This is a genomic window from Micromonospora luteifusca, from assembly GCF_016907275.1.
In the GTDB taxonomy this organism is placed as follows: Bacteria; Actinomycetota; Actinomycetes; order Mycobacteriales; family Micromonosporaceae; genus Micromonospora; species Micromonospora luteifusca.
In genome coordinates this window covers 4,643,869-4,670,352 of the sequence record NZ_JAFBBP010000001.1, presented here as the reverse complement: position 1 = coordinate 4,670,352, position 26,484 = coordinate 4,643,869, and the positions used below count along the sequence as shown (strand labels likewise).

The following is a 26,484-nucleotide window of genomic DNA, read 5'->3' as shown; positions in this document are numbered from 1 at the left end:
TCTCTCTGGTCGACGGCGATCGGTCTTCCCGCCATGCCGGCACGCCACCGGAGCGGACGCGCCGGTGGCTGCGCAGAGCGTAACGCGCCTGCCCGGCGGCGGACCGGGCGGCGCACCGACGTCGGTGGCCCCCGCACCGGCGCGGATGGTGTTGACTTGTCCGGTGGGGACCGGCAGAACGACACAGCGCGACCAAGCATCCGGACATTCCCGGCGAAAGCTCCTGCGCGCCGGGGCACTGCTGGCGCTCGGCGGCGCCGCGGTGCCGTTGACCGGCTGTGATCTTTTCGACCGTGACGACCAACCAGCGCCACCACCGGACCCGCTACGGCCGATGGTCGACGAGTCACTCGCGCTGGCCGCCGCGTACCGGACGAGCGCGACCGCGCATCCCGAACTGGCCGACCGGCTCGGCCCGATCGCCGAGGCGCACACCGCACACGCCACCGAGCTGGCCCGGGTGATCGGCGTCGCCCTGCCGTCGACGGTCGCCGCCGCCCCCAGCGCCGAGCCGGCCACCGACCCGGCAGGTGCGCTCGCCGCCCTGCGCAGGCTCGAGAAGACCGCCCAGCAGTCCGCCACCGCCGCCTGCGCGGCGGCACCCGCGGAACGGGCCGCACTGCTCGGGTCGATCACCGCGGCCCGAGCCACCCACCAGGAGGCACTGAAGTGAGGCAGCCGTCCGCCGGGGAGGCGCTCGCCGCCGCCCTGTCCGCCGAGTACGCGGCCATCTACGCCTACGGGCGGATCGGCGTCCGGCTCACCGGGGCGGCGCGGGACGCCGCGCAACAGGCCGAGGCCGCCCACCGAAGCCGACGCGACACGCTGGTGGTGCAGCTGAGTACGGCCGGTGGCGTCGTGCCGCCGGACCGCGCCGGGTACGCGCTGCCGTTCCCGGTCACGGACCGGGCCAGCGCGCTACGACTCGCCGCGGAGGTGGAGGAGCGCACGGCCGCGCACTGGCGGGCAGCGCTGGCGTCCACCACCGGCGCCGACCGGGACCAGGCGCTGGCTGCCCTCGTCGAGTACGCGGTACGGGCCACCCGGTGGCGCAAGATGGCCGGGCTGACCCCGCTGACTGTCCCGTTTCCCGGTCGTCCGACCTGAACCGGCCCGCTCCGGTTGCGGTGCGCATACCAGGTATGCATACTCCGTTGCCATGTCCATCCGTCACGGCTTGCTCGCCCTGCTCGAACGGGGCCAGATGTACGGCTACCAGCTGCGGGCCGCGTTCGAGGAGTCGACCGGCTCGACCTGGCCGCTGAACATCGGGCAGGTCTACACCACATTGTCCCGGTTGGAACGGGACGGTCTGGTGCGCCCGCTGCCGGAGAGTGAGGCCGGGCAGCGCCCGTACGAGATCACCGACGCCGGCCGGGCGGATCTGACGCTGTGGTTCACCACTCCGGTCAGCCGTACCGACCGACCCCGTGACGAGCTGGCGATCAAGCTGGCGTTGGCGCTGACCACACCCGGGGTGGACGTCCGCTCGGTGGTGCAGGCCCAGCGCAGCGCGACGATCCGGGCGCTGCAGGAGCTGACCAGGTTGAAGTACGGCAGCAACCGACCGCAGGACCTTCCCTGGCGCCTGGTGCTGGACTCGATGGTGTTCCAGGCCGAGGCTGAGGTGCGCTGGCTGGACCACTGCGAGACCAGTCTGGTCCGGCACCAGCCCAGCGACCCGGGCCCTCCCCCTCCCCTCCCGGCGGACGCCGACGCGCTGGACGCGGCGCGATGGGCCGGCGAGGAGGCACGACGGTGAGCGGATCGGACGACGCGGTGCTGGAGCTACGCGCCGTCCACCGCACCCACGGGACCGGACCCGCGGCGGTCCAGGCGTTGCGCGGCGTCAGCCTGGTCGTTCGGCCCGGCGAACTGGTCGCCGTGATGGGCCCGTCCGGCTCCGGCAAGTCGACGTTGCTGGCCCTCGCCGGTGGGCTGGACCGCCCGACCGGCGGCGAGGTCCGGGTCGAGGGCCAACCGCTGGGGGAGTTGGACCGTCGCGGGCTGGCCCAGCTGCGCCGCCGCCGGATCGGCTACATCTTCCAGCAACTCAACCTGCTGGGCAGCCTCAGCGCACTGGAGAACGTGGCGCTCCCACTGGAGCTCGACGGCGCCAGCGGACGCCGGGCCCGCGCGCTGGCCCTGGCCGCGCTCACCGAGGTCGGCCTGCCCGCGCTGGGTGACCGCTTCCCCGACCAGCTCTCCGGCGGGCAGCAGCAGCGGGTGGCCATCGCCCGCGCGCTCGTCGGCGAGCGGCGGCTGGTGCTCGCCGACGAGCCCACCGGGGCACTGGACTCGCAGACCGGCGAGGCGGTGCTGCACCTCCTGCGCCGCCGGATCGACGCGGGTGCCGCCGGGGTGCTGGTCACGCACGAGGCGCGACACGCCGGCTGGGCCGACCGGGTGGTGTTCCTCCGCGACGGCGTGCTGGTCGACACAACGGCCCCCCTGGGCAGCGTCGAACAGCTGCTGTCCGGCAGCGAGCGGTGACCACCCGCCGTACGAAGCCGGCCCCGGGCCGGGCCGACACCGCCGTGGCGCCGCCGATCGCGTCACCCGCCCGCGTCGGCCGGCGGCGGATCGCCGAGCTGACCGGCTCCTGGCGGGCGGCGTTGCGGATCGCCCGGCGGGAGTCCCGACGGGCCCGGCGAAGGACCGCCCTGGTGCTCGCGATGATCGCCCTCCCGGTGGCCGCGCTGGCCTTCCTGGCGGCCAGCTACGACATGGCCGAGCTGACCCCGCAGGAACGGATGGACCGCCGGCTCGGGGTGGCCGACGCGGAGCTGCGCTGGGTCGGCGACGCACCGGTGGGACAGGACGAGTGGGGTGAGAGCTGGTACACGCGAGAGGGTGAGCGGCAACGCACCGCCCAGGTCACCGCCGCTCAGGTGACCGCGCTGCTCGGGCCGGGCAGCCGGGCCACCGAGGTTCGCCGAATCCCGCTGATGCTCCGCGGTCCGCACCGCGACGAGGACGTGGAGGGGCGGGTGCTGGACCTCGGCGACCCGTTGGCCCGTGGACTGGTGCGGTTCCGGGCCGGCCGGGCACCGCAGCAGCCCGGCGAGGTCGCGGTGAGCCCCGCGGCGCTACGGCGCCTGGACCTGCGCCTCGGTCACGCCGTGGCCCTCGCGGACGGGAGCCGGGCGTACACCGTGGTCGGGGTGGTCGAGTTTCCCGACGATCTCGGCACGGTGGTGGCGCTGCACCCGGGGGCCGCGCCACGGAGCGGTCCCGGGCCGGAGAGCATCTGGCTGGCGGACGTGCCCGGCACCGTCGATGCCGCACTGGTGTCCCGACTCAACGACCAGGGCGTGGTGGTGGCCACCCGCCCTCCGGTCGACTCGACGGCCGAACGGACGCGGATGTGGCTCGGCTCCTTCGACCCGAGCGCCACCAACGACCTGAGCATCGGAGTGCTGATCGCCGGCCTCGGGCTGCTGGAGGTGGTGCTGCTGGTCGGGCCGGCCTTCGCGGTCGGCGTCCGTCGCCGCCGCCGGGATCTGGCGCTCGTCGCGGTGGCCGGCGGGGACGCCGCCCAGCTTCGTCGGGTCGTGCTGGCGGACGGCGTGGTGCTGGGTGTGCTGGGCGCCGCCGCTGGCCTGCTGGTCGGCGTCGGCGCGGCGTTCGTCGGTCGTCCGCTGGTGGAGCAGTACGTCTTCGGCGCCCGCTTCGGTGGGTACCGCTGCTGGCCGGCCGCGCTGGTGCTGCTCGGCGGGGTCGCGGTGCTGGCCGGGGTGCTCGCCGCGCTGGCACCGGCCTGGACCGCCGCCCGGCAGGACGTCAGCGCCGGGCTCGCCGGTCGACGTACCCCACCGGCGTCCCGGACCCGTTGGTTGGCCTTCGGGCTGTCGCTGGTGGCCGGCGGGGCGGGTCTGGCGGCCTTCGGGGCCGCCCGCACCTCCCCGGCGGTGATCCTCACCGGTCTGATCCTCGGCGAGTTGGGCCTGGTGTGCTGCACACCCACGCTGATCGGCGCACTCGCCCGGCTCGGCCGGGTGTTGCCGTTGGCGCCGCGCATCGCGTTGCGCGACGCCAGCCGGAACCGGGCATCCGCCGCACCCGCCATCTGCGCCGTGATGGCCGCCGTCGCCAGCAGTGTGGCGCTCGGCGGGTACCTGGCGAGCAACGGAGCACGCGAGGCGCGCGCCTACCAGCCGATGCTGCCGGCGGGCCACATGCTGGTCTACGCCCACGATCCGGCTCGGCAGCCCACGCTGGCCCAGGTCGCCACCGCGGCCCGGGACCAGTTGGGTACCGACGCGGTCGCCCCGCTGCACACGGTCGCCTGCGCGCCGCCCGGCACGGGCTACTGCGAAGTCGCGCCGGCGCTGCCGCCGGAGCAGACCTGCCCCTGGCAGCCCGGGGACAACCTCTCCGCGACGCACCGCCGGCAGGCTCGGGCCGACCCGCGCTGCCGGATCCGCGAGACGGACTACTACGACGCCTACGTGCAGACCGGGGTGGACGACGGAAGCTCGTTGCCGCTGATCACCGGCGCGGACCCGGCCGCCACCGCAGCCGCCACGGCGGTGCTGCGCGCCGGGGGCGTGGTGGTGACCGACCCGCGCTACCTGCACGACGGCCTGGTGACCGTACGGGTGAACCAGGCGGGTTCCGGGACGGATCGGCCATCCGCTGCCGCCGACCTCCCCGGGTACGCGCTGCCGGCACCGATCGGCCAGCCCCACCTGTTGCTCTCACCGTCCGCGGCCCGGCAACTCGGCCTGAGTTGGTCACCGTCCGGCTGGGTGATCGGCACCTCGACAACGCCGGACCGGCATCGGCAGGAACGGTTCACCGCCGCGTTGCGGAACTTCGGCACGTTCTCGTTACATGTGGAGTACGGCGGTGGCCCCCGCGACATCTCACCGCTGCTCCTGCTGCTCGCGGCGGCCGCCGGGGTGATCACGATGGGTGCGGCCGGGATCGCCACCGCGCTCGCCGCCGCTGAGGGACGCGCCGAGCTGACCACCCTCGCGGCCGTCGGCGCGGCACCGGCGGTACGCCGGATGTTGGCGATCTGCCAGGCCGGGGTCATCGCCGGGCTGGGTTCGGTGCTCGGCATCGTGGCCGGGCTGGGCACCGCCGCGATCGTGCTGTTCTCGGTCAACCGGCAGTACGCGACCAGCTGGCCGGTCCCCGATCCGTACCCCTATCTGGTGCCGTGGCCCGCGCTCGGGGTCCTGGTGCTGGTGCCGGTGGTGTCGATGCTCGGGGCGGGCCTGTTCACCCGCGCCCGACTGCCGATCGAGCGGCAGCTCGACTGACGCCGGTGGCATACCGGGCTGGCAGCCGCCACACTGATCCGCGTGTCAGTGCTGGGAACCCTCACCCGTCGAGTCGGTCATCATCGCTGGTTCGGCGCCGCCGCACGTCTGCTGGTCCCCGCCGACCGGGTGGTCGGTCGACTCACCCGGGGCCGGGTGGTCGCGCTCGGCCTGATCCCGTCCCTGGTGATCACCACGACCGGTCGCCGCTCCGGCAAGCCACGCAGCAATCCGCTGCTCTACGTGCCCGACGACGACGCGTACGTGGTGATCGGGTCCAACTGGGGGCAGACCCAGCACCCCGGCTGGGCGATGAATCTGCTGGCCGATCCCGCCGCGGAGGTGTACGTCAAGGGTCGGCGGGTCCCGGTGCGGGCCGAACCGGCCACCGGCACCGAACGGGACCGGTTGTGGCAGCTACTTGTCACCGAATGGCCCGCGTACCGCACGTACGTGCAGCGGGCCGGCGGCCGGGAGATCCGCATCTTCCGGCTCGTGCCGACCGGGCGCGGCGCGCCGGCCGGTCCGCCGTCGGCTGGCTAGGCTGGCCCGGTCGCCAACAAAAGGCGGGTTACCCGTGAGCGCGAGGAGTGAGCCGGGGTTGCGAGCCCCGCAGCCGCGAACAAAAGCCGGCACCGTGAGCGCGAGGAGTGAGCCGGGGTTGCGAGCCCCGCAGTCGCGAACAAAAGCCGGCACCGTGAGCGCGAGGAGTGAGCCGGGGTTGCAAGCCCCGCAGTCGCGAACAAAGGCACTGCCGTGAGCGCGAGCAGCGGAGAGGCCGGTGTCGGCCGAGGTTTCGACGATCCACGCTGGATGGTCGCGGAACGGGTCGCCGAGGCGGTTCAGCGGCGGTTCCCGGCCGATGTGCTCGCGGTCGCGGTGCATGGGCCGCTGGCTCATGGCGACGATGACGGCGGTGGGGACCGCGAGGCGGGTCTGCTGGTGGTCACCTACCGGCCCGGTTCGGGTCCGCGACCGGCGACCCGGCGGGTGGACGGGGTGCTGGTCGACCTGACCGTGGCCTCCGCCGAGGACTATCTGGCGCAGGCCCGGGTGCTCTCCCCGTTGTGGCCGTTGACCGCGGACCGGTATGTCACCACCCAGGCGTTGCACGATCCGACCGGCTGGTTGCGGACGCTGCGCGACGAGCATCTCGGTCGGCTGGCCCGGGCCCGGCCGGCGGAGTTCAGCACCGCGGCCCGGCAGGCCTGGTATCGGGGCAGCGCGGCGCACGCCCGGGCCGCCCGGCTCGCCGAGTGGTACGAGACCGACCAGGCCCTGCTGATGCTCGGTGAGGCCCGGCTGGCGGCGGCCACGGTGTCCGGACTGCTGAGCCGCACGTACTTCCGGGACCCCGGGGACGCGGTACGGCGCACCGGGTTGGCCGGCGCGGACATGACCGAGGTGGGTGTGGTGCTGGGCCGGCAGGCCGAGGAGTTGGCCGCCCGGGGTCGGGCGGTCGACGGCACGGTCGACGAGCTGCTCACCCTTTGAGCGGTGTCACAGCCCGCTCTGTACGCCGATCAGCGACCCGATCAGGTAGGTGGCGCCGGCCGCCGCCGCGCCGAGCAGCAGTTGGCGCAGCCCGCTGGTCCACCAGGGCCGCTGGGTGAAGCGAGCTACCACCGCACCGGCGGCGAACAGGCCGAGCCCACCGACGGCGAGTGCCAGCCACAGCTCGGTGGCGCCGAACAGGTACGTCAGCAGCGGGACCAACGCGCCTACCGAGAAGAACAGGAACGACGAGATCGCCGCGGCCCAGGGGCTGGGCTGGTCGTCGGGGTCGACGCCCAACTCCTCGCGGACGTGCACCCGCAGCGCCTCCTCCGGGTCGCGCCGCACCGCCTCGGCGACCTGGGTGGCGAGGTCCCGCGGCAGGCCTCGCGCGACCCAGGCGTCGGCCAGCTCCCGGGCCTCCGCCTCGGGGTGCCGCTCCAGCTCCCGGCGCTCCTTGGCCACCTCGGCGGCGACCTGCTCGTTGGCGGAGCGCACGCTGGTGTACTCGCCGAGCCCCATCGAGATCGCACCGGCCACCAGCCCGGCCGTGCCGGTGAGCACGATGCTGCGTGGCGACACCCCGCCACCGCCGACACCGGCGATCAGGGCGATGTTGGTGACCAGTCCGTCCATCGCGCCGAAGACGGCCGGGCGCAGCCAGCCGCCCGAGACGTCCGCGTGGTGCGCCTCGCGCAGCGCCGCCGGGGTTTCCGTCACGGCAGGGTCAGGATTTCGTGACCATCGTCAGTCACCACGATGGTGTGCTCGAACTGGGCTGTCCACTTCCGGTCCTTCGTGACCACGGTCCACCCGTCGTCCCACATGTCGTACTGGTAGGTGCCGAGCGTGATCATCGGCTCGATGGTGAACGTCATCCCCGGCTCCATGATGTCCGTGGGGCGCGGGCTGTCGTAGTGCGGCACGTAGAGCCCGCTGTGGAAGGTCTCGCCGATGCCGTGGCCGGTGAAGTCGCGGACCACGCCGTAGCCGAACCGCTTGGCGTACGACTCGATGACCCGGCCCACCACGTTGATCTGCCGACCCGGGGCGACCGCGCGGATGCCGCGCATCATGGCCTCGTGGGTCCGCTCGACCAGCAGCCGGGCCTCCTCGCTGACCTCGCCGACGCAGAAGGTGGCATCGGTGTCACCGTGCACCCCGCCGATGTACGCGGTCACGTCGACGTTGATGATGTCGCCGTCGGTCAGGACGGTGGAGTCCGGGATGCCGTGGCAGACGACCTCGTTGAGGCTGGTGCAGCAGGACTTGGGGAAGCCCTTGTAGCCCAGCGTCGACGGGTACGCGCCGTGGTCGCAGAGGAACTCGTGCACCACCTTGTCGATCTCGTCGGTGGTCACTCCGGGCTTGCAGTGCTCGCCGGCGAGCTGGGTCGCCTGGGCGGCGAGCCGGCTCGCGATCCGCATCTTCTCGATGGTTTCCGGCGTCTGCACGTGCGAGCCGCGCCACTCCTGTGGGCGCTTCTTGCCCACGTACTCCGGTCGGGCGATCTGGGGTGGCACCGGTCGCATCGGGGAGAGCGCGCCTGGCGTCAGAGGCGGACGGACGGTCATGACACCAGCCTATCGCCGGGGCCGCTGGTGACCCGCGCCACGGGCGCTCCGGAGGGGTTGTTGCCCTGCCAGGTCGGCTGTGCCATGGTGGCAGCGTGGATCAAGGGGGAGCACCGCCCGTCTTCTCTGCCAGCGCGGAGATCGACGGCGACCACCTCCAGGTGAGGGTGGCCGGTGAGGTCGACATGGCGACCGCCGACACCATGCTCCAGACCGCGCTCCGCGAGCCCGCCAAGCGGATCACCCTCGATCTGAGTGCCGTCACCTTCTTCGACTCGGCCGCCATCCACGCCCTGGTCCGGCTCGCCCAGCAATTTCCGGGCGTGCTCACCGTCCTGCCGTCGCGGCAGGTCCGCCGGGTGCTGGAGATCTCCGGCCTGGGCGAGCAGAGCTGGCTCGGCCCGGCCTGAGCCGCTCCGACGCCGTCGGGCGCGCGGTCAGCCCCGCAGCTGCCGGCGCAGCGTCACCTCGGTGCCCTCATCGGTACGCTGCACCGTCAGGTCGCCCAACGCCCTGATCAGGGCCAGGCCACGCCCGCGGAATCCGGCGCCGGTCGACTCACGCCACTGCCCGCTGTCGCGCACGGTGGCCGTCACCGTCCGATCCTCGATGGCCACCTCCACGCTGATCACGGCCTCGGCGGGGTGGACCGGATGCTCGATGGCGTTCGCCGCGGCCTCGGAGACCGCGACGGTCAGGTCGAACACGTCCGTCTCGTCGACCGCGTGCGCGACCAGGAAGTCCTCCAGGCGCTTGCGCAGCACGCTCAGCCGGGTCGGGTCCGCCGGTAGCCGCAACGCGAAACGGTTCAGCTCGGCCGCCTCGAGGGCGAGCAGCGCCACGTCGTCGCGGCGCGGTCGCGCGTCGATCCGCTCGACGACCGCGTCGATCAGGTCAGCCACGTGCTCACCGGGGGTCGCCGCGTCGACGCGCAGTTGGGCCAGCGCGACGTCGATGCCGACCTGACGGTCCTCGATCAGCCCGTCGGTGTAGAGCAGCAGTCGGCTGCCGGCGGCCAACTCCCCCTCGACCGCTTCGTACGTCGCGCCCGGGATGGCGCCGATCGGTGGGCCGAGCGCACGGTCGTGCAGGAACGCCACGTCACCTCCTGTGATCAGCAGCGGGGACGGGTGACCGGCACTCGCGTACCGCAGCCGGCCGGTGCGCGGGTTGAACAGCAGACAGACCACCGTTGCGAAGGAGCCGTGTTCGGTGGACCCGACCAGCCGGTTGAGCCGGGTCAGCGACTCACCCGGGTCGTAGCCCTCCAGCAGGTACGCCCGCAGCGCGTTGCGCAGTTGCCCCATCGCCGCGGCGGCCTGGACGCCCTTGCCGACCACGTCCCCGATGACCAGCACCAGGTCGTCGTCGGAGAGGACGATCGCGTCGTACCAGTCGCCGCCAACCTCGACGTCGGCGCTGCCGGGCAGGTAGCGGCTGGCCAACACCGCTCCGGGCAACTGCGGGAGCGACCGTGGCAGCAGGCTGTGCTGCAGCGTGGTGGCGATGCGGTGTTCGGCCTCGTAGAGCTGGGCGTTCTCCAGGCGCACCCCGACCAGACGGGCCAGCTGGGTCAACGCCGCCTCGTCGGCCTGCGCGTCGTCGCCGGCCGGCCGCCAGACCCGCATCTCGCCGAGCGCGTCGCCGGTGGTGCCGGTCAGCTCGGCGACGAAGGACGGATCGGTGGCGGTGGCGCCGCCGCCGTCCGCCTCCGACCGGGCCCCGGACGCGGTGACCACCACCCGCGCGGCCTCGGCGAGGCTCAGCGCGTGCCGGGCGGCGACCTGGAGCACGTCGCCGGTGGAGCGGGCGGTGTTCACGGCCACCGCCGCGTCGGCCAGTGCCCGGAGCCGACGGATGATCTGCCCACGGAGCTGGCCCAGCTCGACGTTGGCCCGGACCCGGGCGATCAACTCCTGGCCGGAGAAGGGCTTGGTGAGGTAGTCGTCGGCACCGGCGGCGAGGCCGGCGACGGCCTCCGCGGAGCCGGCCCGGGCCGAGAGCATCACGATCGGCACATGCCGGGTACGCGGGTCCGCTCGCAGCGCGCTCACCAGCCCGAAGCCGTCCAGCCGGGGCATCATGACGTCGGTGAGCACCAGATCGAACCCGCCCTCACGGGCCAGTTGCAGGGCGACCAACCCGTCGCTCGCGGTGACCACTTCCCAGGTTGGGGAGAGCAGCCGGGTGACGTGCTCGCGCAGGTCCACATTGTCGTCGACGACGAGGATCCGACCGGCCGGCACGCCCTTCATCGACCGGCCGTCGAACTCGGGTGCCGGCTCGACACCGGTCCACAGCGCGGTCTCCGCCACGTAGAGCCGGGCCTGCTCGGGCTCGTCCGCGGGCAGCGGGCCGAACGCCGCCACCCGGTCCGTGGGCAGGTGGGCCGACCCGAACGGCACGGTCACCGTGAAGGTGCTGCCCTCGTCGACCTGACTGGTCAGCCCGACCTCGCCGCCGTGCATCTCGACCAGCTCCCGGACCAGAGCCAGGCCGATGCCGGTGCCCTCGTGCGTGCGCGCACGCACCCCGGGCACCCGGTGGAACCGTTCGAAGACGTACGGCAGCTCGTCCGGCACGATCCCGATACCGGTGTCCGTCACCTCCAGCCGGGCCACGCCGTCGACGGCCCGGACCCGCACCCGGATCTCACCGTCGAACGTGAACTTGACCGCGTTCGACACCAGATTGAGGACGATCTTCTCCCACATGTCCCGGTCGACGAAGACCGGCGCCGGCAGCGGCGGACAGTCCACCACCAGCCGCAACCCGGCCCGGTCGGTGGCCGAGCGAAAGGTGCTGGCCAGCCGGGCGGTGTAGCCGGCGAGGTCGGTGGGCTGGTAGCGGGCGGCGAGCCGACCGGACTCCAAGCGGGAGAAGTCCAGCACGGTGTTGACCAGTTTGAGCAGGCGCAGCGCGTTGCGGTGCATCATGGTGAGCCGGTCGGTCTCGTCCGCGGGTAGTGCCGGGTCGGCCAGCATGTCCTCCAGCGGGCCGAGCACCAGGGTCAGCGGCGTGCGGAACTCGTGGCTGACGTTGGCGAAGAAGTTGGTCTTCGCCAGATCCAGCGCGGCCAGCTCGACGGCGCGGGCCCGCTCATGCTCGTAGGCCCGCTGCGTGCCGACCGCACGGGAGATCTGGGCGGCGACCAACTCGAGGAAGTTGCGGTAGTCGTCGTTGAGCGGCAACTGGCGGGCCACGCCGACGACCAGCGCGCCGACCCTGTGGTTGCTCGCCATGAGGGGCAGCACGAGGGCCTGGTCGGCGGCGTCGACCGGCGGCGGGTCGAGCAGGTCGGCGACGTCGACAGTGGCGGACGCGGCGTCGACGGTAGCCCGGGCGAGCAGCTCGGCACTGTCGCCGACGGCGGCCGGGGCGGTGCCGGTGGACCCGGCCAGGTTGAGACGACCGTTCTCGTCGGCCAGGTAGATCAACGCGAAGGGCACGTCCTCACGGTGCCGGCCGAGCACCCCGGCGGTGGCCCGACCGAGCTCGACCGCACTGCCCATGTCGCTCAGTTCGGCACCCAGTTCGGCCAGTGCCCGCAGCCGGCGCTCGCCGAGCACCCGCCCGGTGGTCTCGTTGACGATGCAGTAGACGCCACCGACCGAGCCGTCGTCACCCCGGATCGGGTCGTACGAGACGTTGAAGTAGGTCTGTTCGACAAAGCCGTGCCGGTCCAGCAGGAAAGGGTGGTCGTCGCCACGATAGGAGCGTCCGGTGCTCCGGACGCCGTCGAGCAGCGGGCCGAGCACCGCCCAGGTCTCCGCCCAGTGCTGACGGGCCGGCTGGCCGAGCACCTCCGGATGTTTGCTGCCGATGGTCGGCCGGTAGGCGTCGTTGTAGAAGGCGAGCTGCTCGTCGCCCCAGAACATGACGATCTGCGCGCTGGAAGCGAGCATCATGCCGACCGCGTTGGAGAGCGCCGTCGGCCAACGACCGGGCTCGCCCAGCGGGCCGGTGGACCAGTCGAAGCGGCTGAGCCGTCCGCCCATCTCGCCACCGGCCGCGAACGCGGCCGCCAGCATCGGGGGGGTCTCCCGGCCGGGCGCGACGGAATGCCCGAAGTCCGCACCCCCCTGGGCCGAGCTCATGCAGCCTCCCGCTCCGGCCGTACCCCGCGACCGTTGATCTTCACCCGCTGTGCTTCGACTTGTACCCCGGCGGACCCGCAACGTAACGCATCGCGAGCGCTGGACGCTGGTTACGTACGCCTGGGCAGTCGGGCACCGGACAGTGCGGGTGCGCACCGGTGTCGAGCAGCGGTCGCCGGTGCACCATGACAGGTCAGAAGACCGGCAGTCCGTCGATGCTCGCCGCGTTCCTGGTGGCCCGATAGACCGCCAGGTCGTCGGCGGTACGTCGGGAGTGCGCGGTGAGCAACAGGTCGCGTTCGGCGCGGAAGTCCATCAGTGGCACGCCGTAGCCGCAGGAGTCGCTGACCCGGTCCACCTCGACGGTGATCACAGCCCGGACGGCGTGCACGTCCGGCGGTGCGGGAAACTCGGCGATCCGCTCGGCGAAGGTCTCCTCGGTCACCGCGACGCTGCTGCCCCGGCCCTGCAACCGGACGATCTTCGGTGGCCCGTCGAAGGCACAGAACATCACCGTGATCCGACCGTTGTCCCGCAGGTGGGCGATGGTCTCCGCCCCGCTGCCGTGATAGTCGAGGTAGGCCACGCGGTGCGGGTTGAGAAGCACGAACGTGCCCCGCATGCCCTTCGGTGAGACATTGACGTGCCCCTCGGCGCCGGACGGCGCGGTGGCCACGAAGAAGACCGGCTGGCCCAGGATGAAGTCGCGCAGTCGACCGTCGATCTCCGGATAGACCTTCCCCATGCGGCGATCCTCCCACCGGCCCGCCCACCCAGCGGGTGCGATGTGCGTCACACTCGGTGACGCCGGGCGAGACGTACGGCTTCGTCCCGGGCCGCGACGACCGGCGGGCGCCGAGCAGCCGCCTCGACCAGCGCCGTGATGGGACGCGGGTCCGGCTCGTTTTCCGGATGCCACTGCACGCCGAGCACGAACGGCAGGGCCCGGTCCTCCACCGCCTCGATCACGCCGTCCTCGGCCCAACCGGTGACGGCGAGCCGGCCCGCATCGGCGACCGCCTGGTGGTGGTACGAGTTGACCCGGTGCACCCCGGCCAACACCGTCGCCGCGAGGCTGCCCGCCGCGAACCGCACCGCGTGGGAGCCGTAGACGCCGGGCGCCGGACGGTGCTCGTCGTGACCGACCACGTCGGGCAGGTGCTGGTGCAGGGTGCCGCCGTAGGCCACGGCGAGCAGTTGCATACCCCGGCACACGCCCAGCAGCGGCAGCTCTGCGGCGAGCGCGGCGGCCAGCAGGGTCAGCTCACCGGCATCCCGGTCCGGCCGGTCCTCGGTCCGCGGGTGCGGTGGCTGCCCGTACCGTCCCGGGCCCACATCGGCGCCACCGGCCAGGAGCAGCCCGTCGAGGACGGCCAGCACGTCGCCGTCCTCGTCGTCCGGCGGCAGGACCACCGCCCGGCCCCCCGCGACCGTGACCGCCCGCACATACGCCTCGGGCACCAGCACCGCCGGCACGCCCCGCCAGACCGCCCAGTCGGCGGGCTCGACGTACGCGCTGATCCCGATCAGCGGCCGGCGCCTCAGGACCGGCACCGTTCGCGACTGCGGGGCTCGCAGAACCGGCTCACTCCTCGCGCTCACAGGGCCGGCACCGTTCGCGACTGCGGGGCTCGCAGAACCGGCTCACTTCTCGCGCTCACAGGGCCGGCACCGTTCGCGACTGCGGGGCTCGCAGAACCGGCTCACTTCTCGCGCTCACAGCGGGGTGACGTACGCGCCCGTGATGCCGCCGTCGACCACGAACTGCGCGGCGGTCATGAACGAGGCGTCGTCGCTGGCCAGGAACGCCACCGCGGCGGCGATCTCCTCCGGTTGCCCGAACCGACCCATCGGCACGTGCACCAGTCGACGGGCCGCCCGCTCCGGGTCGGCGGCGAACAGTTCCAGCAGCAATGGGGTGGCCACCGGGCCGGGGCAGAGCGCGTTGACCCGGATGCCCTCGCGGGCGAACTGCACGCCCAGCTCCCGGGTCATCGCCAGCACGCCGCCCTTGCTGGCGGTGTACGCGATCTGTGACGTGGCGGCACCCATCAACGCCACGAACGAGGCGGTGTTGATGATCGACCCTCTGCCCTGACGGCGCATGTGCGGTATGGCGTACTTGCAGCAGAGGTAGACGCTCGTGGTGTTGACCCGCAGCACCCGTTCCCAGGCGTCGAGACCGGTGTCCAGGATGGAGTCGTCGTCCGGTGGGGAGATGCCGGCGTTGTTGAACGCGATGTCGACCCGCCCGTGCCGGTCGGCCACCCCGTCGAACAGGTCGCGTACCGCTGATTCGTCGGCGACGTCGGTGGCCACGAACTCGCCGCCGCACTCCTCGGCGGCCTTCTCGCCGGCGGCCGTGTCGATGTCCACGCAGACCACCCGGGCCCCCTCGGCGGCGAATCGCCGCACGGTGGCCAACCCGATCCCGCTGCCCGCCCCGGTGACCACGGCCACCCGGTCCTGCAAACGACCCTGCACTGGCGTCACTCCTCCGTCGCGATGAACACGTTCTTGACGTCCGTGAAGGAGTGCAGCGCGTCCGGGCCCAGTTCGCGGCCGAGCCCGGAGCGCTTCATCCCGCCGAACGGGGTCCAGTAGCGCACCGACGAGTGCGAGTTGACGCTGAGGTTGCCCGACTCGACGGCGCGGGCCAGGCGGAGGGCGCGACCCACGTCCCGGGTCCAGATCGAGCCGGAGAGCCCGTACTCGGTGTCGTTGGCGAGCCGGACCGCGTCGGCCTCGTCGTCGAACGGCAGCACCGAGACCACCGGGCCGAAGACCTCCTCCCGCCAGTGCCGGTCGGCCGGCGAGTCGGCCAGCAGCACCGTGGGCGCGTGCCAGAAGCCGGGGCCGTCGGGGCACGAGCCGGTGAAGGCGACCGTCGCGTCGGCCAGGTAGCCGGCGACCCGGTCCCGGTGAGCCGCGGAGATCAGGGGGCCCATCTCGGCGGTCTCCCGGGACGGGTCCTCCACCCGCACCGCGCGTACCGCTGGTTCGAGTAGTGCCAGGAAGCGGTCGTACACCGGACGTTGGACCAGGATCCGCGACCGTGCGCAGCAGTCCTGGCCGGCGTTGTCGAAGACCGCGCCCGGCGCGGTCGCGGCGGCGCGTTCCAGGTCGGCGTCGGCGAACACGATGTTCGCGCTCTTGCCGCCCAACTCCAGGGTGAGTCGCTTCACCTGGGCGGCGCAGCCAGCCATGATCCGGGTGCCGACCTCGGTGGAGCCGGTGAAGCAGATCTTGCGAACCGCCGGGTGGCTGACGAACCGCTCCCCTACCACCCCACCCTCACCCGGTACGACGATGAACACGTCGGCGGGCAGGCCCGCCTCGCCGGCCAACTCGGCCAGCCGCAGCGCGGTGAGCGGGGTCAACTCGGCGGGTTTGAGCACCACGGTGTTGCCGGCAGCGAGGGCCGGGACGAACCCCCAGGCGGCGATCGGCATCGGGAAGTTCCACGGCACGATCACCCCGACCACGCCGAGTGGCTCGTGGAAGGTGACGTCCAGCCCGCCGGGCACCGGGATCTGCCTTCCGGTCAGCCGCTCCGGCGCCCCGGCGTAGTAATCCAGGACGTCGCGGACGTTGCCGGCCTCCCACCGGGCGTTGCCGATGGTGTGACCTGCGTTGCGGACCTCCAGCGCGGCCAGCTCGTCCAGATGCGCGTCGACGACAGCGGCGAACCGCCGCAGGAGTCGCGCCCGATCCCCCGGGGCCACGCCCCGCCACGTCTCGAAGGCTTTCGCGGCTCGCGCGATCGCCGCGTCGACCTCGTCAACAGAGGCCCCCAGAACGTCCCGAAACCCAACCCCGGAAGCCGGATCCACCACGACAGTCACGCCCTGACCCGCCCTTCCTCCGCGCGATCTTGCAGTTGCTGCCCCGACATGGGCGACGATTCCCCACAGATCGACGACACAAAGTGCAAGATCGCGGAGGTGGGGGTTCTAGAGGCGTTCGAAGCCACGGGTCAGCTCCCAGTCCGTCACCGCGGCGTCGAAGGCCGCTAGTTCCACCTTCGCCTGGTTGGCGTAGTGGGCCACCACCTCGGGGCCGAACGCCTCCCTGGCCACCGTGGAGCCCTCCCACAGGGCCAGTGCGTCGCGCAGGGTGCCGGGGACCCGCTCGGCCTCCGGGTCGTCGTACGCGTTGCCGGTGCACTCCTCCCCCAGGTCGAGCTCCCCGCCGATGCCGTGCAGCGCGCCCGCGACCAGCCCGGCGATCGCCAGGTACGGGTTGACGTCAGCGCCGGGCACCCGGTTCTCCACCCGCATGCCCTGCCCGTGCCCCACCACCCGCAACGCGCAGGTGCGGTTGTCCACACCCCAGCGCAGCGCGGTCGGAGCGAACGAGCCCGGCTGGTAGCGCTTGTAGGAGTTGATGTTCGGCGCGAAGAGCAGGCTGAACTCCCGCATGGTGGCGAGCAGCCCGGCGAGCACCCGCTGCCCGGTCTGCGACAGGTGCGCCGGCCCGTCGCCGAGCATCGCCGAGGCCCCAGTGGTGTCGCGCAGCGAGAAGTGGATGTGGCAGGAGTTGCCCTCCCGCTCGTTCGGCTTGGCCATGAAGGTGATCGCCATGCCCTCCTGGGCGGCGATCTCCTTGGCCCCGTTCTTGTAGATCACGTGGTGGTCGGCGCAGGCGACCGCCTCGTCGTAGCGGAAGGCGATCTCGTGCTGGCCGAGGTTGCACTCACCCTTGGCGCTCTCCGGCGTGAGCCCGGCGCCGGCCATCTCGGTGCGGATCCGGCGCAGTAGCGGCTCCACCCGGGCGGTGCCGAGCAGCGAGTAATCCACGTTGTACTGGTTGGCCGGGGTGAGGTCGCGGTAGCCGCGCCGCCAGGCATCCTCGTACGAGTCGCGGAACAGCACGAACTCCAGTTCGGTGCCGGCGTACGCGGTCAGCCCGTGCTCGGCCAGCCGGTCCAGCTGCCGACGCAGGATCTGCCGGGGTGAGGCGACCACGTCACCCGACCCGTCGAGCCAGGCCAGGTCGGCCAGCAGCAACGCGGAGCCCGGTTGCCAGGGCATCCGGCGCAACGTGCCGAAATCCGGCACCATCGCGAAGTCGCCGTAGCCGCGCTCCCAGCTCGACATCGCGTACCCGTCGACGGTGTTCATGTCGACGTCGACGGCGAGCAGATAGTTGCAACCCTCGCTGCCGTTGACGGCCACCTCGTCGAGGAAGTAGGGCGCGTGGAACCGTTTGCCCTGCAGGCGGCCCTGCATGTCGACGAGGGCCAGCACCACGGTGTCGATCTCACCGGCCTGGACGGCGACCCGCAACTCTTCCAGCGAAAACGGCGTTCTGCTCATCAGCGGGCCTCCATCACCAAGGTCTACTGGTAATCCGGATCACCGTCAATGCCCCCGGCCCAGCCGACGGCAAACCACGCAGCCCTGACCCCGGCCGGGCACGGGTCAATCGGACCCGTCGACCGCCACAGGCTCTGACCTGGCGGCCGGCTCCTCGACGGTACGGACCGGGCCGGTGAACCACCTGCGAGCCGAGGCATACCACCAGACGGCGACCACCAGCAGCACCCCGCCGACAGCCAGCGGCGCGTAGTTGACGGCCGACCAGGTGAACCCGTCGTTGCCGGGCACCCCGGCGGGCACGATCGGCAGCACGAAGTAGACCGCGATGACCGCGATCTCGACGACCGCGATCCAGCCGAGCAGTTTGTACTTCCGCCCCAGCGTCCACGGCCCCGGAACGAACCTGTCACCCATCCGTAGTCGTAGCGCGATCGGGATGAGGAAGGACAGGTAGAGCCCGAGCACCGCGACGGAGACCACCGCGTAGAAGGCGATCGGGATGCCGGCCGAGCTCTCGTAGAGGGCCGGCAGGGTGAGCACGAGGCCCGCCAGGGTGGCGCCGATGATCGCGTTGACCGGGGTGCCGTTGCGGTCGACCTTCGACCAGAGCCGCCAGCCGGGCACCGCCCGGTCGCGGCTGAACGCGTACGCCATGCGGCTCATCGACGTCACGCAACTCATTCCGCAGAAGAACTGGCCGATGGTGGAGATGATGATGACGACCTTGAAGAAGACCGGGGTCAGCGCGGACTCGAAGATGGCACCGGAGAACCCGCCCGCGGCGTTGACCGCCTCGACGTCGGTGGCCGCGAAGAGGAACGCCAGCAGCAGGATCCAGCCACCGATCGCCGAGTAGAAGATCGACTGCCAGAGCCCGCGGGCGGCGGCCTGCGAGGCGCCCCGGGTCTCCTCGGAGACGTGTGCGCAGGCGTCGAAGCCGGTGATCGTGTACTGGGTCAGCAGGAAGCCCAGCGGCAACACGTAGAACCAGAACGTCAGCCCGCCGATGTCCCCGTCACCGAAGCCGGAGTTGTTGAACCGCTCGGTGAACACGAACTGGAAACTCTGGTGGTTGTCCGGCACGAAGACCAGGATGGCCACCACGACGGCCGCGCCGGCCACGTGCCACCAGACCGAGACGTTCTGGAGTACGTCGATGATCCGGTGCCCGAAGATGTTGATCATTCCGTGCAGCGCCAGGATGATCACGAACAGGACGAATGCCTGACGCAGTGTCCCGGCCCAGCCGTCGAAGAGCGCCGACAGGGTGAGGTTGAGAAACGTCGCGCAGCCGTAGTCGACCGAGGCGGTGACCGCCACCAGCCCGATCAGGTTCAGCCAGCCGGTGAACCACCCGTGCACCGGGCGACCCATGGTGGCCGCCCACCAGTAGATCCCGCCCGCGGTCGGGTACGCCGACACCAGCTCCGCCATGCAGAAGCCGATGATCAGGATGAACAGCGAGATCAGCGGCCAGCCCCAGGAGATGGCGACCGGCCCGCCGTTGTTCCACGCCTGACCGAAGGTGGTGAAGCAGCCGGCCAGGATCGAGATGATCGAGAACGAGATGGCGAAGTTGGAGAAGCCGCTCCACTTGCGGCGCAACTCCTGTTTGTAGCCGAGTTCGGCGAGCCGTCGGGCGTCGTCGTCCATCGGTTGCTCGGCGGTTGGCACGGGGGTCGTTGCCACTGCACACCTCCCTGAGGTGGTTCCGCGTGCGAGTGCGCAAAGTGTCGTCCCGGCCGATCAAGGTGGTCAATACGATGACGGTGGGAATCTCACCGCCGTCGCGGCTAATTACGTTGCCATCGAGCCGACCCGGGCCCCATCCTTGACCCCGTGACCAAGCCCGATCTCGACGGGCCACCCTCGGGCGCTCGGACCGCCCGAACCGCGGCGGCGCGGGGCACGCCTCTCTCTCCGTACGGCAAGCCCGTACCCCAAAGTGCCCCGCGCCCCCACCCTCCCCTCTCCCGCCCCGCCCCTCCCCCCCCCGGGGCGGGGGGTCAGGTTAGGAGGAGGCCGGTTAGCCAGAGGGCCGCGACTATCAGGCCTGCGCCGAACTCCACCAGCATCGACAGGCCGGCGGCTTTGAGCGCCTGCACGGTGGACGGCCAGGCGAGCTGGTTGCTGCCCAACCGCAGGCGCTCCGCCGCCCACACCCCGGCGACGAAGCCGAGCACCAGCCCGACGACCGGCACCACGAAGAACCCGACGATGCCGAGCACCCCACCGGCGAGCAACGTGGACGTCGGCACACCCGTGCGCTTCAGGTTCCGCCCGGGCCACGCGTACTTGATCACAGTGCCACCTGCGGCGACCAGCGTGGCGGCGGCGAAAACAGCCCAGCCACCCGCACCCGCACCGCCGAAGATGGCCCAGACGAGCACGCCACCCCAGCACAGCGGCAGCGCCGGCAGCCCGGGCACGACCACGCCGGCCAGACCGGCCAGGATGGCCAGCCCGGCCACCACCGTCACCACCGTCTGCGAGTCGTTCAGGCTCACGCCGCCGCCTCCCGTCGCCACCGTCGGGACTGCCCGAGCCGCACCGAACCCCCGTTCACGCCACCCCCTCGCCGCGCAGCCGGGCGGTGATCGCGTCGGCCGGGGCCGGGGCGCCGAAGTACCGACCCTGCCCGGTGTCGCAACGCAACGCGCGCAACCGTTCCGCCTGCACCCCGGTCTCCACCGCCTCGGCGGTGACCCACAACTCCAGGGCGTGCGCCAACCGGACCAACGCGTCGACGATCCGTTCGTCGCGGTGGTCGGCGGCGACGTCGGTCCCGTCGGCGCGGATGCCCTCGACGAACGGGCCGGCGAGCTTCAGGGAATGGATCGGCAGTCGCCGCAGGTACGCGAGGTTCGAGTAACCGGTGCCGAAATCGTCAACGGCCAGCCGGACGCCGAGCGCGGCGAGCCGGTGCAGGCTGCGCAGGGGCTCACCGGCGCTGCCCATCACGGCACTCTCGGTCAGCTCCAGTTGGAGCAGTTCCGCGGGCAGCCCGCTGGTGTGCAGCGCGTCGGCCACGGTGTCCACGATGGCCGGGTCGTCGGCCTGCCGCGCGGCCAGGTTCACGCTGACCACCAGCTTGGAGTCGGGGAACTCCCGCCGCCACTGCTCGGCGTCCTGACAGGCCCGCCGCAGCACCCACTCGCCGAGCCGGACGATCAGGCCGGTCTCCTCGGCCAGGCCGATGAACCGGTCCGGCCCGATCAGGCCCAGCTCCGGGTGCTCCCACCGGACCAGCGCCTCCACCGCGAGCATGTTGCCCTCCAGCAGCGACACGATCGGCTGGTAGTGCACCACGAACTCGCCCCGGTCGAGTGCGGCCGGCAGCCCGGCGACCAGCGCCGACCGGGCGATGTCGCGAGCGCCGCGCTCCGGGTCGTAGACCGCCCACTGACCCCGGCCCGCACCCTTGGCCCAGTAGAGCGTGCTGTCGGCGGCCTTCATCAGCTCGGACGCGGTGGTCTCCTCGGCCGGGCACTGCACGATGCCCACACTGGCCGACACTGCCAACTGGTGTTCACCGACGTGCACAGGGGCCGCGACGGCGGCCAGCGCGGCCTCCGCGACGGCCACCGCGTCGTCGATGTCGTCCCCTCCGTCGAGGAGGATCACGAACTCGTCGCCACCCATCCGGGCGACCAGATGGCCGTGGTCGGCCACGCAGGCGGCCAGCCGCTGGCCGATCTTCACCAGCAGTTGGTCGCCGAGGTCGTGGCCGAGGCTGTCGTTGATGGCCTTGAAGCCGTCCAGGTCGAGGAAGCACACCCCGACCCGGTGTCCGGCGGCTGCGGTGTCCAGGACCTGACCCAGCGTCTCGAAGAACAGCGTCCGGTTGGGTAGCCCGGTCAGCGGGTCGTGCAGCGCCTGGAAGCGCAGCCGCTGCTGGAGTGCGTACCGCTGGGTGATGTCCTTGATCATCGCGACGGTGAACCGTGGCCGACCGTCGCCGTGCCGGATCAGCGAGACGGCCAGGTCCGTCCACACCATCGCGCCGTCCTTGCGGTGGTAGCGCTTCTCCACCCGGGCCGCGTCGTGCTTGCCCTCGATCAGCGCCCGGTAGAGCTCCCACATCCCGGCGGCGTCGTCGGCGTGGAACAGCGCCGCCACGTTGGCGCCGCGCAACTCCTCGATCGAGTATCCGAGCATGTCCGCGAAGGCCTGGTTGACATCGATGATCCGGCCGTCCACGCCGGCGATGCCGATTCCGATCGCGGCACCGCTGAAGATCGCCCGGAACCGGGCCTCGCTGTCGCGCAGCGCCTGCTCGACCTCATCGCGCGCCTTCCAGGCGGACCGGGTGATCCGCTCCTGCTGGCTGAAGGTGCGGTCGCGCAGCGCGCGGGCAAACCCGGCGGCCAGCCCGCCCTGCACGGCCGCGATCCGTTCCGCGAGGTCCGCCGGCCGGTCGGCGGGGGCCAGCACCCTGCGCGCGAAGTCCGCACCGAGGGCGTGCAGCGTCCAGGCCAGGGCCTGCGGCTCGGTGAGGTGCGCCTGCACCAGCGCCCGCCCGACGTCCTCGGCAGGGCGGGCGCTGAACGGCTCCGCCCGCACCACCTGTGCCAGCCGGATCGTGTACGCCAGCAGCAGCCGCTCGGTCTCGGCCACGCTGAGCGGCACGAACCCGAGACGGCGTACCGCGCGGGCCCAGTCGGCGGCGTACCCCTGGGCGTCGGCCCGGCCGGCGTCGACCCCGGCGGGGTCCCGGCCAGCACCGACCCCGGCGGGGTCCGGGGCGGCGGCCATTCCGATCAGCCGGCGGACTGGTCGTACCGGGCGACACCGCAGAAGGCGCCGAACCGCTCCGGGTGGTCGTCCACGTCGGACGGCGAGTCAGGACGCCAGAGCGGCATGTGCACCACGCCCGGCTCGAGGACCGTCCAGTCGCCGAAGAAGCCGGTGACCTGGGCGCGGGAGCGCAGCGTTATCTCGGTGGCCGTCCGCGCGGACAGCCGCTGGGCGTCCAGCATCTCCTGCGGTTGGTCCTCGAAGGTGGAGTGCGAGACGACCAGGTAACTGCCGGGTGCGGCAGCGGCCCGCAGGCTGGCCAGGATCTCCTCCGGCCGGTCGCCGTCCGGGATGAAGTGCACCACCCCGGCCAACAGGATGCCCATCGGCCGGTTGAAGTCGATCAGCCCGAGCTGCCGGGTCTCGGCGAGGATCTTCTCCGGCTCCCGCAGGTCGGCGTGGATGACACCGGTCAGCTCGTTTCCGGCGAGCAACTCCCGGCTGTGCGCGACCGCCACCGGGTCGATGTCGACATACACCACCCGGGCCTTGGGGTTCAGCCCCTGCGCGACCTCGTGCACGTTGCCCACGGTCGGAATTCCGGAACCGATGTCGAGAAACTGGTCGATGCCGGCGTCGAGCAGCACCCGCACCGCCCGACGGAGGAACTCACGGCCGGAGCGCATGGTGGCGGCGAGATTCGGGGTCATCCGGGCGATCTGCTCGGCCAACTGCCGGTCGATCTCGAAGTTGTGCGCCCCGCCCAGGAAATAGTCGTACACCCGGGCCGCGCTCGGCCTGGTCAGATCGATCTCGGTCGGCAGTCCGTCGGGCATCAGCTTGCTCCCCAGTTCATCGCCGCGGCGCGGGCCGACACCGGCGTCGGGGCGCACCGAGGGCACGCATGAGCACCGGTCGACCCGCGGGTCGTGTGGTGTGGACCACTCTAGGCGGCTGACTCCAGTAACAGGGAGATGCCTTGACCGACGCCGATGCACATGGTGGCCAGAGCCCGGCGGCCTCCGCGACGGCGCAGCTCCAGCGCGGCGGTCAGCGCCAGCCGCGCGCCGCTGGCACCGAGCGGGTGCCCCAGCGCGATGGCGCCACCGTTCGGGTTGACGTGTTCGGCGTCCACCGGCAGGCCCAGCTCACGCAGCACCGCCACGGACTGCGCGGCGAACGCCTCGTTGAGTTCCACCACGTCCACCGCGCTCAACTCGACACCGAGCCGGTCGAGCAGCTTGCGGGTGGCCGGCACCGGGCCGATCCCCATGATCCGGGGCGGCACGCCGGCCGCCGCCGCGCCGCTGATCCGGGCCAGCGGGGTGAGGCCGTAGCGATGCACCGCCGCCTCGCTGGCGACCAGCAGCGCGACCGCGCCGTCATTGACGCCCGAGGAGTTGCCCGCGGTCACCGTGCCGCCGTCGCGGAACGGGGTGGGCAGCGCGGCCAGCTTCGCAAGCGTGGTCTCCCGCGGGTGCTCGTCGACCTCGACCAACCGGGTCTCTCGACGACCGGCCGGCACGGACACCGCCACGATCTCCTCGGCGAACCGGCCGTCGGCCTGCGCCTTGGCCGCGCGCTGCTGAGAGCGGTACGCGAAGGCGTCCTGGTCGGCCCGGCTCACGCCGTACTCGGCGGCGACGTTCTCCGCCGTCTCCGGCATCGAGTCGACCCCCCACCCGTCGGCCATCAACGGGTTGACCAGCCGCCAGCCCAGGGTGGTGTCGTACACCTCGGCCGAACGGGAGTACGCCGACGTCGCCTTCGGCATGACGAACGGCGCCCGGCTCATGCTCTCCACCCCGCCGGCGATCACCAGCTCCGCGTCCCCGGCCACGATCGACCGGGCCGCGGTGGCGAGGGCGTCCAGCCCGGAGCCGCAGAGCCGGTTGACCGTGCTGCCCGGCACCTCCTCGGGCAGGCCGGCCAGGAGCGCCGCCATCCGGGCCACGTTGCGGTTGTCCTCGCCGGCCTGGTTGGCGCAGCCGAGCACGACGTCGTCCACGCGCGCCCAGTCCACCGACGGGTGGCGGGCGACCAACTCGCGGATCACGTGCCCGGCCAGGTCGTCGGGGCGGACGCCGGCCAGCGCGCCCGCGTACCGGCCGATCGGGGTGCGGACGCCGGCCACCAGATATGCCACGGTCATCGCGAGTCCTTAGGGGGTGCAGACGGCGGGGGTGGGGGCCGCCCACCGGGTCGCGGGGGCTGCCAGGGGCCAGGATATCCGCGCTCGCAGCCGATAGGTTGGCGGCATGACCCGGGCCCAGTTCAGCGCAGAGACCAGCGGCGGTGGCGCGTTCGTCCGCCAGCCCAACCGGTTCACCGGTCGGGTCACCGCCGACTCGACCTCGCCGCCCGGTGGCGGGCCGGACGAGCAGGGCCGCTGGCCGTTGGAGGCCGGCCGGTACCGGCTGATCTGGTGCCGCGCCTGCCCGTGGGCGCACCGGGCGAGGATCGTGCGCGGCCTGCTCGGTCTGGACGACGCGATCTCGCTGGGCACCGTCGACCCGATCCGGGACGAACGGGGCTGGGCGTTCGCCCTCGACCCGGACGGCTTCGACCCGGTCCTCGGCGTGAGCTTCCTCTCCGAGGCGTACCTGGCCACCGACCCGGACTACACCGGCCGGGTGACCGTGCCGGCGCTGGTCGACACCCTGACCGGCCGGGTCGTCACCAACGACTACCCGCAGCTCACCCTCGATTTCTCCACCGAGTGGCGGCGGCTGCACGCGCCCGACGCGCCGGATCTGTACCCGGTCGCGCTGCGCCCCGAGATGGACGCGCTGATGGCCGAGATCCACACCGACGTCAACAACGGCGTCTACCGGTGTGGGTTCGCCACTTCACAGGAGGCGTACGACGAGGCGTTCCGAGCTCTCTTCGCCCGACTGGACGCGCTGTCCGAGCGGCTGGCCGGGCAGCGCTACCTGCTGGGCGACTCGATCACCGAGGCCGACGTGCGACTGTTCACCACGCTCGTCCGCTTCGACGCCGCGTACCACGGGCACTTCAAGTGCAACCGCAACAAGCTGACCGAGATGCCGGTGCTCTGGGCGTACGCCCGGGACCTGTTCCAGACCCCGGGCTTCGGCGAGACGGTGGACTTCGACCACATCAAGCGGCACTACTACGGCACCCATCGGCAGATCAACCCGAGCGCCATCGTGCCGCTCGGGCCTGACGAGTCCGGCTGGAGCACGCCGCACGGGCGTGGCTGAGCCGGGTCCGCGCGGCACGGCGACCACGCCGAAGGCCCGCTCGGACGTCGCTCGCCGGGTCGCCGGGTCCGCCGCCGCCGGCTGCGCGCTGGCCGGTGCGGTGGCGGTGATCGTCGCCGTGGTCGCCGGTCCCGGTCCAGGGTTCACCGGGTACGTCAGCGAGGCGGGCATTGCCGGCAGTGGGCACGCCGCGACGTACCGGATCGGGATCCTCGCTCTGGCTGCCGCGTTGCTGCTGGTCGGTGCGGCGCTGCCGCCCGGGGTGTGGACGGCGACGCCGGCGCTGCTCGCCACCGCTGCCGTGTTCACCGCCGTGTCCGGGGCGGTGACCTGCTCTGCCGGCTGCCCGCTGCCGCCGTTCGAGCGGGCCACGGCGGCGGATCTGGTGCACGGCGGCGCGAGCATCGCGGCGACCGCGGCGGTGGTCTTCGCGATGATCACGCTCGCCGTCTCCGGGCCGGCCGGTCCGGCGGTGCGCTGGCTGGCCCGCGTGGCCGCCGCGTTGGCCCTGCCGCTCTGCGCGACGGTCGGCCTGGCCATGCTCGTCGTCGGCCGGGGCGCGGTGGTGGGCGTGTTGGAGCGGCTGATCCTCGCGCTGGCCGTCGTCTGGGGCCTCGTGACCGCCACCACTCTCGCCCTGGACCGGCGGCCCCCTTCCAGGGTTCGGCTGGACGGTCTGTAAGGAGCCTCACGCGTTGCATTCCTTGCGATCCACCACAGCCGGCGTAGTGTCGGCGAGCGATGACCAATGTCTGGGGCCTCACCGT

Annotated in this window: 23 protein-coding genes; 10 read left to right on the top strand and 13 right to left on the bottom strand. The window is 72.3% G+C overall.

Features of this window, described 5'->3' with window-relative positions; all coding sequences use genetic code 11:
* Positions 1-145: 145 nt before the first annotated feature.
* From JOD64_RS21330 to JOD64_RS21300, 7 genes are all read left to right on the top strand, one after another.
* Entirely contained in the window at positions 146-673 is a 528-nt protein-coding gene (locus JOD64_RS21330) for a hypothetical protein (protein ID WP_239559608.1), read from the top strand.
* Complete coding sequence (locus tag JOD64_RS21325; RefSeq protein WP_204943823.1) at positions 670-1,107, top strand: ferritin-like domain-containing protein; 438 nt, start codon at positions 670-672, stop codon at positions 1,105-1,107. Before JOD64_RS21330 ends, JOD64_RS21325 begins: the two co-directional genes overlap by 4 nt.
* Positions 1,108-1,159: 52 nt before the next feature.
* Positions 1,160-1,762 carry a PadR family transcriptional regulator gene (locus JOD64_RS21320; RefSeq protein ID WP_204943822.1) on the top strand — a complete coding sequence of 201 codons (603 nt, stop codon included), beginning with the start codon at positions 1,160-1,162 and terminating at the stop codon, positions 1,760-1,762.
* Positions 1,759-2,493, top strand: coding sequence for an ABC transporter ATP-binding protein (locus JOD64_RS21315; protein WP_372434174.1), 735 nt, complete (start codon positions 1,759-1,761; stop codon positions 2,491-2,493). The genes JOD64_RS21320 and JOD64_RS21315 overlap by 4 nt, the downstream gene beginning before the upstream one ends.
* A complete protein-coding gene (locus JOD64_RS21310; protein WP_307813541.1) occupies positions 2,490-5,270 on the top strand; it encodes an FtsX-like permease family protein in 2,781 nt (926 codons plus the stop codon). Before JOD64_RS21315 ends, JOD64_RS21310 begins: the two co-directional genes overlap by 4 nt.
* A 42-nt stretch (positions 5,271-5,312) precedes the next feature.
* Positions 5,313-5,813: a nitroreductase family deazaflavin-dependent oxidoreductase gene (locus JOD64_RS21305; RefSeq protein ID WP_204943820.1), complete on the top strand. Its 501-nt coding sequence runs from the start codon at positions 5,313-5,315 to the stop codon at positions 5,811-5,813.
* A gap of 270 nt (positions 5,814-6,083) precedes the next feature.
* The gene (locus tag JOD64_RS21300) at positions 6,084-6,764 is read left to right on the top strand and encodes a nucleotidyltransferase domain-containing protein (protein ID WP_204946174.1); all 681 of its coding nucleotides are present in this window, start codon (positions 6,084-6,086) and stop codon (positions 6,762-6,764) included.
* Positions 6,765-6,770: 6 nt separating this feature from the next.
* Here the strand turns inward: JOD64_RS21300 and JOD64_RS21295 are convergent, their stop codons facing one another.
* Positions 6,771-7,484, bottom strand: coding sequence for a VIT1/CCC1 transporter family protein (locus JOD64_RS21295; protein ID WP_204943819.1), 714 nt, complete (start codon positions 7,482-7,484; stop codon positions 6,771-6,773).
* Positions 7,481-8,338: a type I methionyl aminopeptidase gene (gene map, locus JOD64_RS21290; RefSeq protein ID WP_204943818.1), complete on the bottom strand. Its 858-nt coding sequence runs from the start codon at positions 8,336-8,338 to the stop codon at positions 7,481-7,483. The genes JOD64_RS21295 and map overlap by 4 nt, the downstream gene beginning before the upstream one ends.
* A gap of 95 nt (positions 8,339-8,433) precedes the next feature.
* Between map and JOD64_RS21285 the strand changes: the two genes are divergently transcribed.
* On the top strand, positions 8,434-8,748 hold the full coding sequence (locus tag JOD64_RS21285; RefSeq protein WP_204943817.1) for an STAS domain-containing protein: 315 nt from the start codon (positions 8,434-8,436) through the stop codon (positions 8,746-8,748).
* Between the two features lie 27 nt (positions 8,749-8,775).
* On the opposite strand, the gene JOD64_RS21280 is transcribed toward JOD64_RS21285, so the two are convergent.
* The 11 genes from JOD64_RS21280 to pcaF all read right to left on the bottom strand — a co-directional run bounded on the left by JOD64_RS21280 (position 8,776) and on the right by pcaF (position 24,645).
* Positions 8,776-12,435 (bottom strand): SpoIIE family protein phosphatase, encoded by a 3,660-nt coding sequence (locus JOD64_RS21280; RefSeq protein ID WP_204943816.1) that lies wholly within the window; start codon positions 12,433-12,435, stop codon positions 8,776-8,778.
* Between the two features lie 193 nt (positions 12,436-12,628).
* Positions 12,629-13,180 carry a pyridoxamine 5'-phosphate oxidase family protein gene (locus JOD64_RS21275; RefSeq protein ID WP_204943815.1) on the bottom strand — a complete coding sequence of 184 codons (552 nt, stop codon included), beginning with the start codon at positions 13,178-13,180 and terminating at the stop codon, positions 12,629-12,631.
* Positions 13,181-13,227: 47 nt separating this feature from the next.
* Positions 13,228-13,989 (bottom strand): gamma-glutamyl-gamma-aminobutyrate hydrolase family protein, encoded by a 762-nt coding sequence (locus tag JOD64_RS21270; protein WP_307813539.1) that lies wholly within the window; start codon positions 13,987-13,989, stop codon positions 13,228-13,230.
* A gap of 162 nt (positions 13,990-14,151) precedes the next feature.
* The gene (locus JOD64_RS21265) at positions 14,152-14,919 is read right to left on the bottom strand and encodes a 3-oxoacyl-ACP reductase (RefSeq protein ID WP_204943814.1); all 768 of its coding nucleotides are present in this window, start codon (positions 14,917-14,919) and stop codon (positions 14,152-14,154) included.
* 5 nt (positions 14,920-14,924) lie between these two features.
* Entirely contained in the window at positions 14,925-16,280 is a 1,356-nt protein-coding gene (locus JOD64_RS21260; RefSeq protein ID WP_204943813.1) for an aldehyde dehydrogenase family protein, read from the bottom strand.
* 108 nt (positions 16,281-16,388) lie between these two features.
* Positions 16,389-17,753: a glutamine synthetase family protein gene (locus tag JOD64_RS21255; RefSeq protein WP_275581576.1), complete on the bottom strand. Its 1,365-nt coding sequence runs from the start codon at positions 17,751-17,753 to the stop codon at positions 16,389-16,391.
* 105 nt (positions 17,754-17,858) lie between these two features.
* Complete coding sequence (locus tag JOD64_RS21250) at positions 17,859-19,445, bottom strand: amino acid permease (protein WP_204943812.1); 1,587 nt, start codon at positions 19,443-19,445, stop codon at positions 17,859-17,861.
* A 317-nt stretch (positions 19,446-19,762) separates the two neighbouring features.
* Positions 19,763-20,263 carry a DUF456 domain-containing protein gene (locus JOD64_RS21245; protein ID WP_204943811.1) on the bottom strand — a complete coding sequence of 167 codons (501 nt, stop codon included), beginning with the start codon at positions 20,261-20,263 and terminating at the stop codon, positions 19,763-19,765.
* 55 nt (positions 20,264-20,318) lie between these two features.
* Complete coding sequence (locus JOD64_RS21240; RefSeq protein ID WP_204943810.1) at positions 20,319-22,511, bottom strand: putative bifunctional diguanylate cyclase/phosphodiesterase; 2,193 nt, start codon at positions 22,509-22,511, stop codon at positions 20,319-20,321.
* 5 nt (positions 22,512-22,516) lie between these two features.
* Positions 22,517-23,329, bottom strand: coding sequence for an SAM-dependent methyltransferase (locus tag JOD64_RS21235; protein WP_204943809.1), 813 nt, complete (start codon positions 23,327-23,329; stop codon positions 22,517-22,519).
* Between the two features lie 110 nt (positions 23,330-23,439).
* Positions 23,440-24,645 (bottom strand): 3-oxoadipyl-CoA thiolase, encoded by a 1,206-nt coding sequence (pcaF, locus tag JOD64_RS21230; protein ID WP_204943808.1) that lies wholly within the window; start codon positions 24,643-24,645, stop codon positions 23,440-23,442.
* Between the two features lie 106 nt (positions 24,646-24,751).
* Between pcaF and JOD64_RS21225 the strand changes: the two genes are divergently transcribed.
* Positions 24,752-25,717: a glutathione S-transferase family protein gene (locus JOD64_RS21225; protein WP_204943807.1), complete on the top strand. Its 966-nt coding sequence runs from the start codon at positions 24,752-24,754 to the stop codon at positions 25,715-25,717.
* Entirely contained in the window at positions 25,710-26,399 is a 690-nt protein-coding gene (locus JOD64_RS21220) for a DUF998 domain-containing protein (protein ID WP_204943806.1), read from the top strand. The genes JOD64_RS21225 and JOD64_RS21220 overlap by 8 nt, the downstream gene beginning before the upstream one ends.
* Positions 26,400-26,484 lie beyond the last annotated feature (85 nt).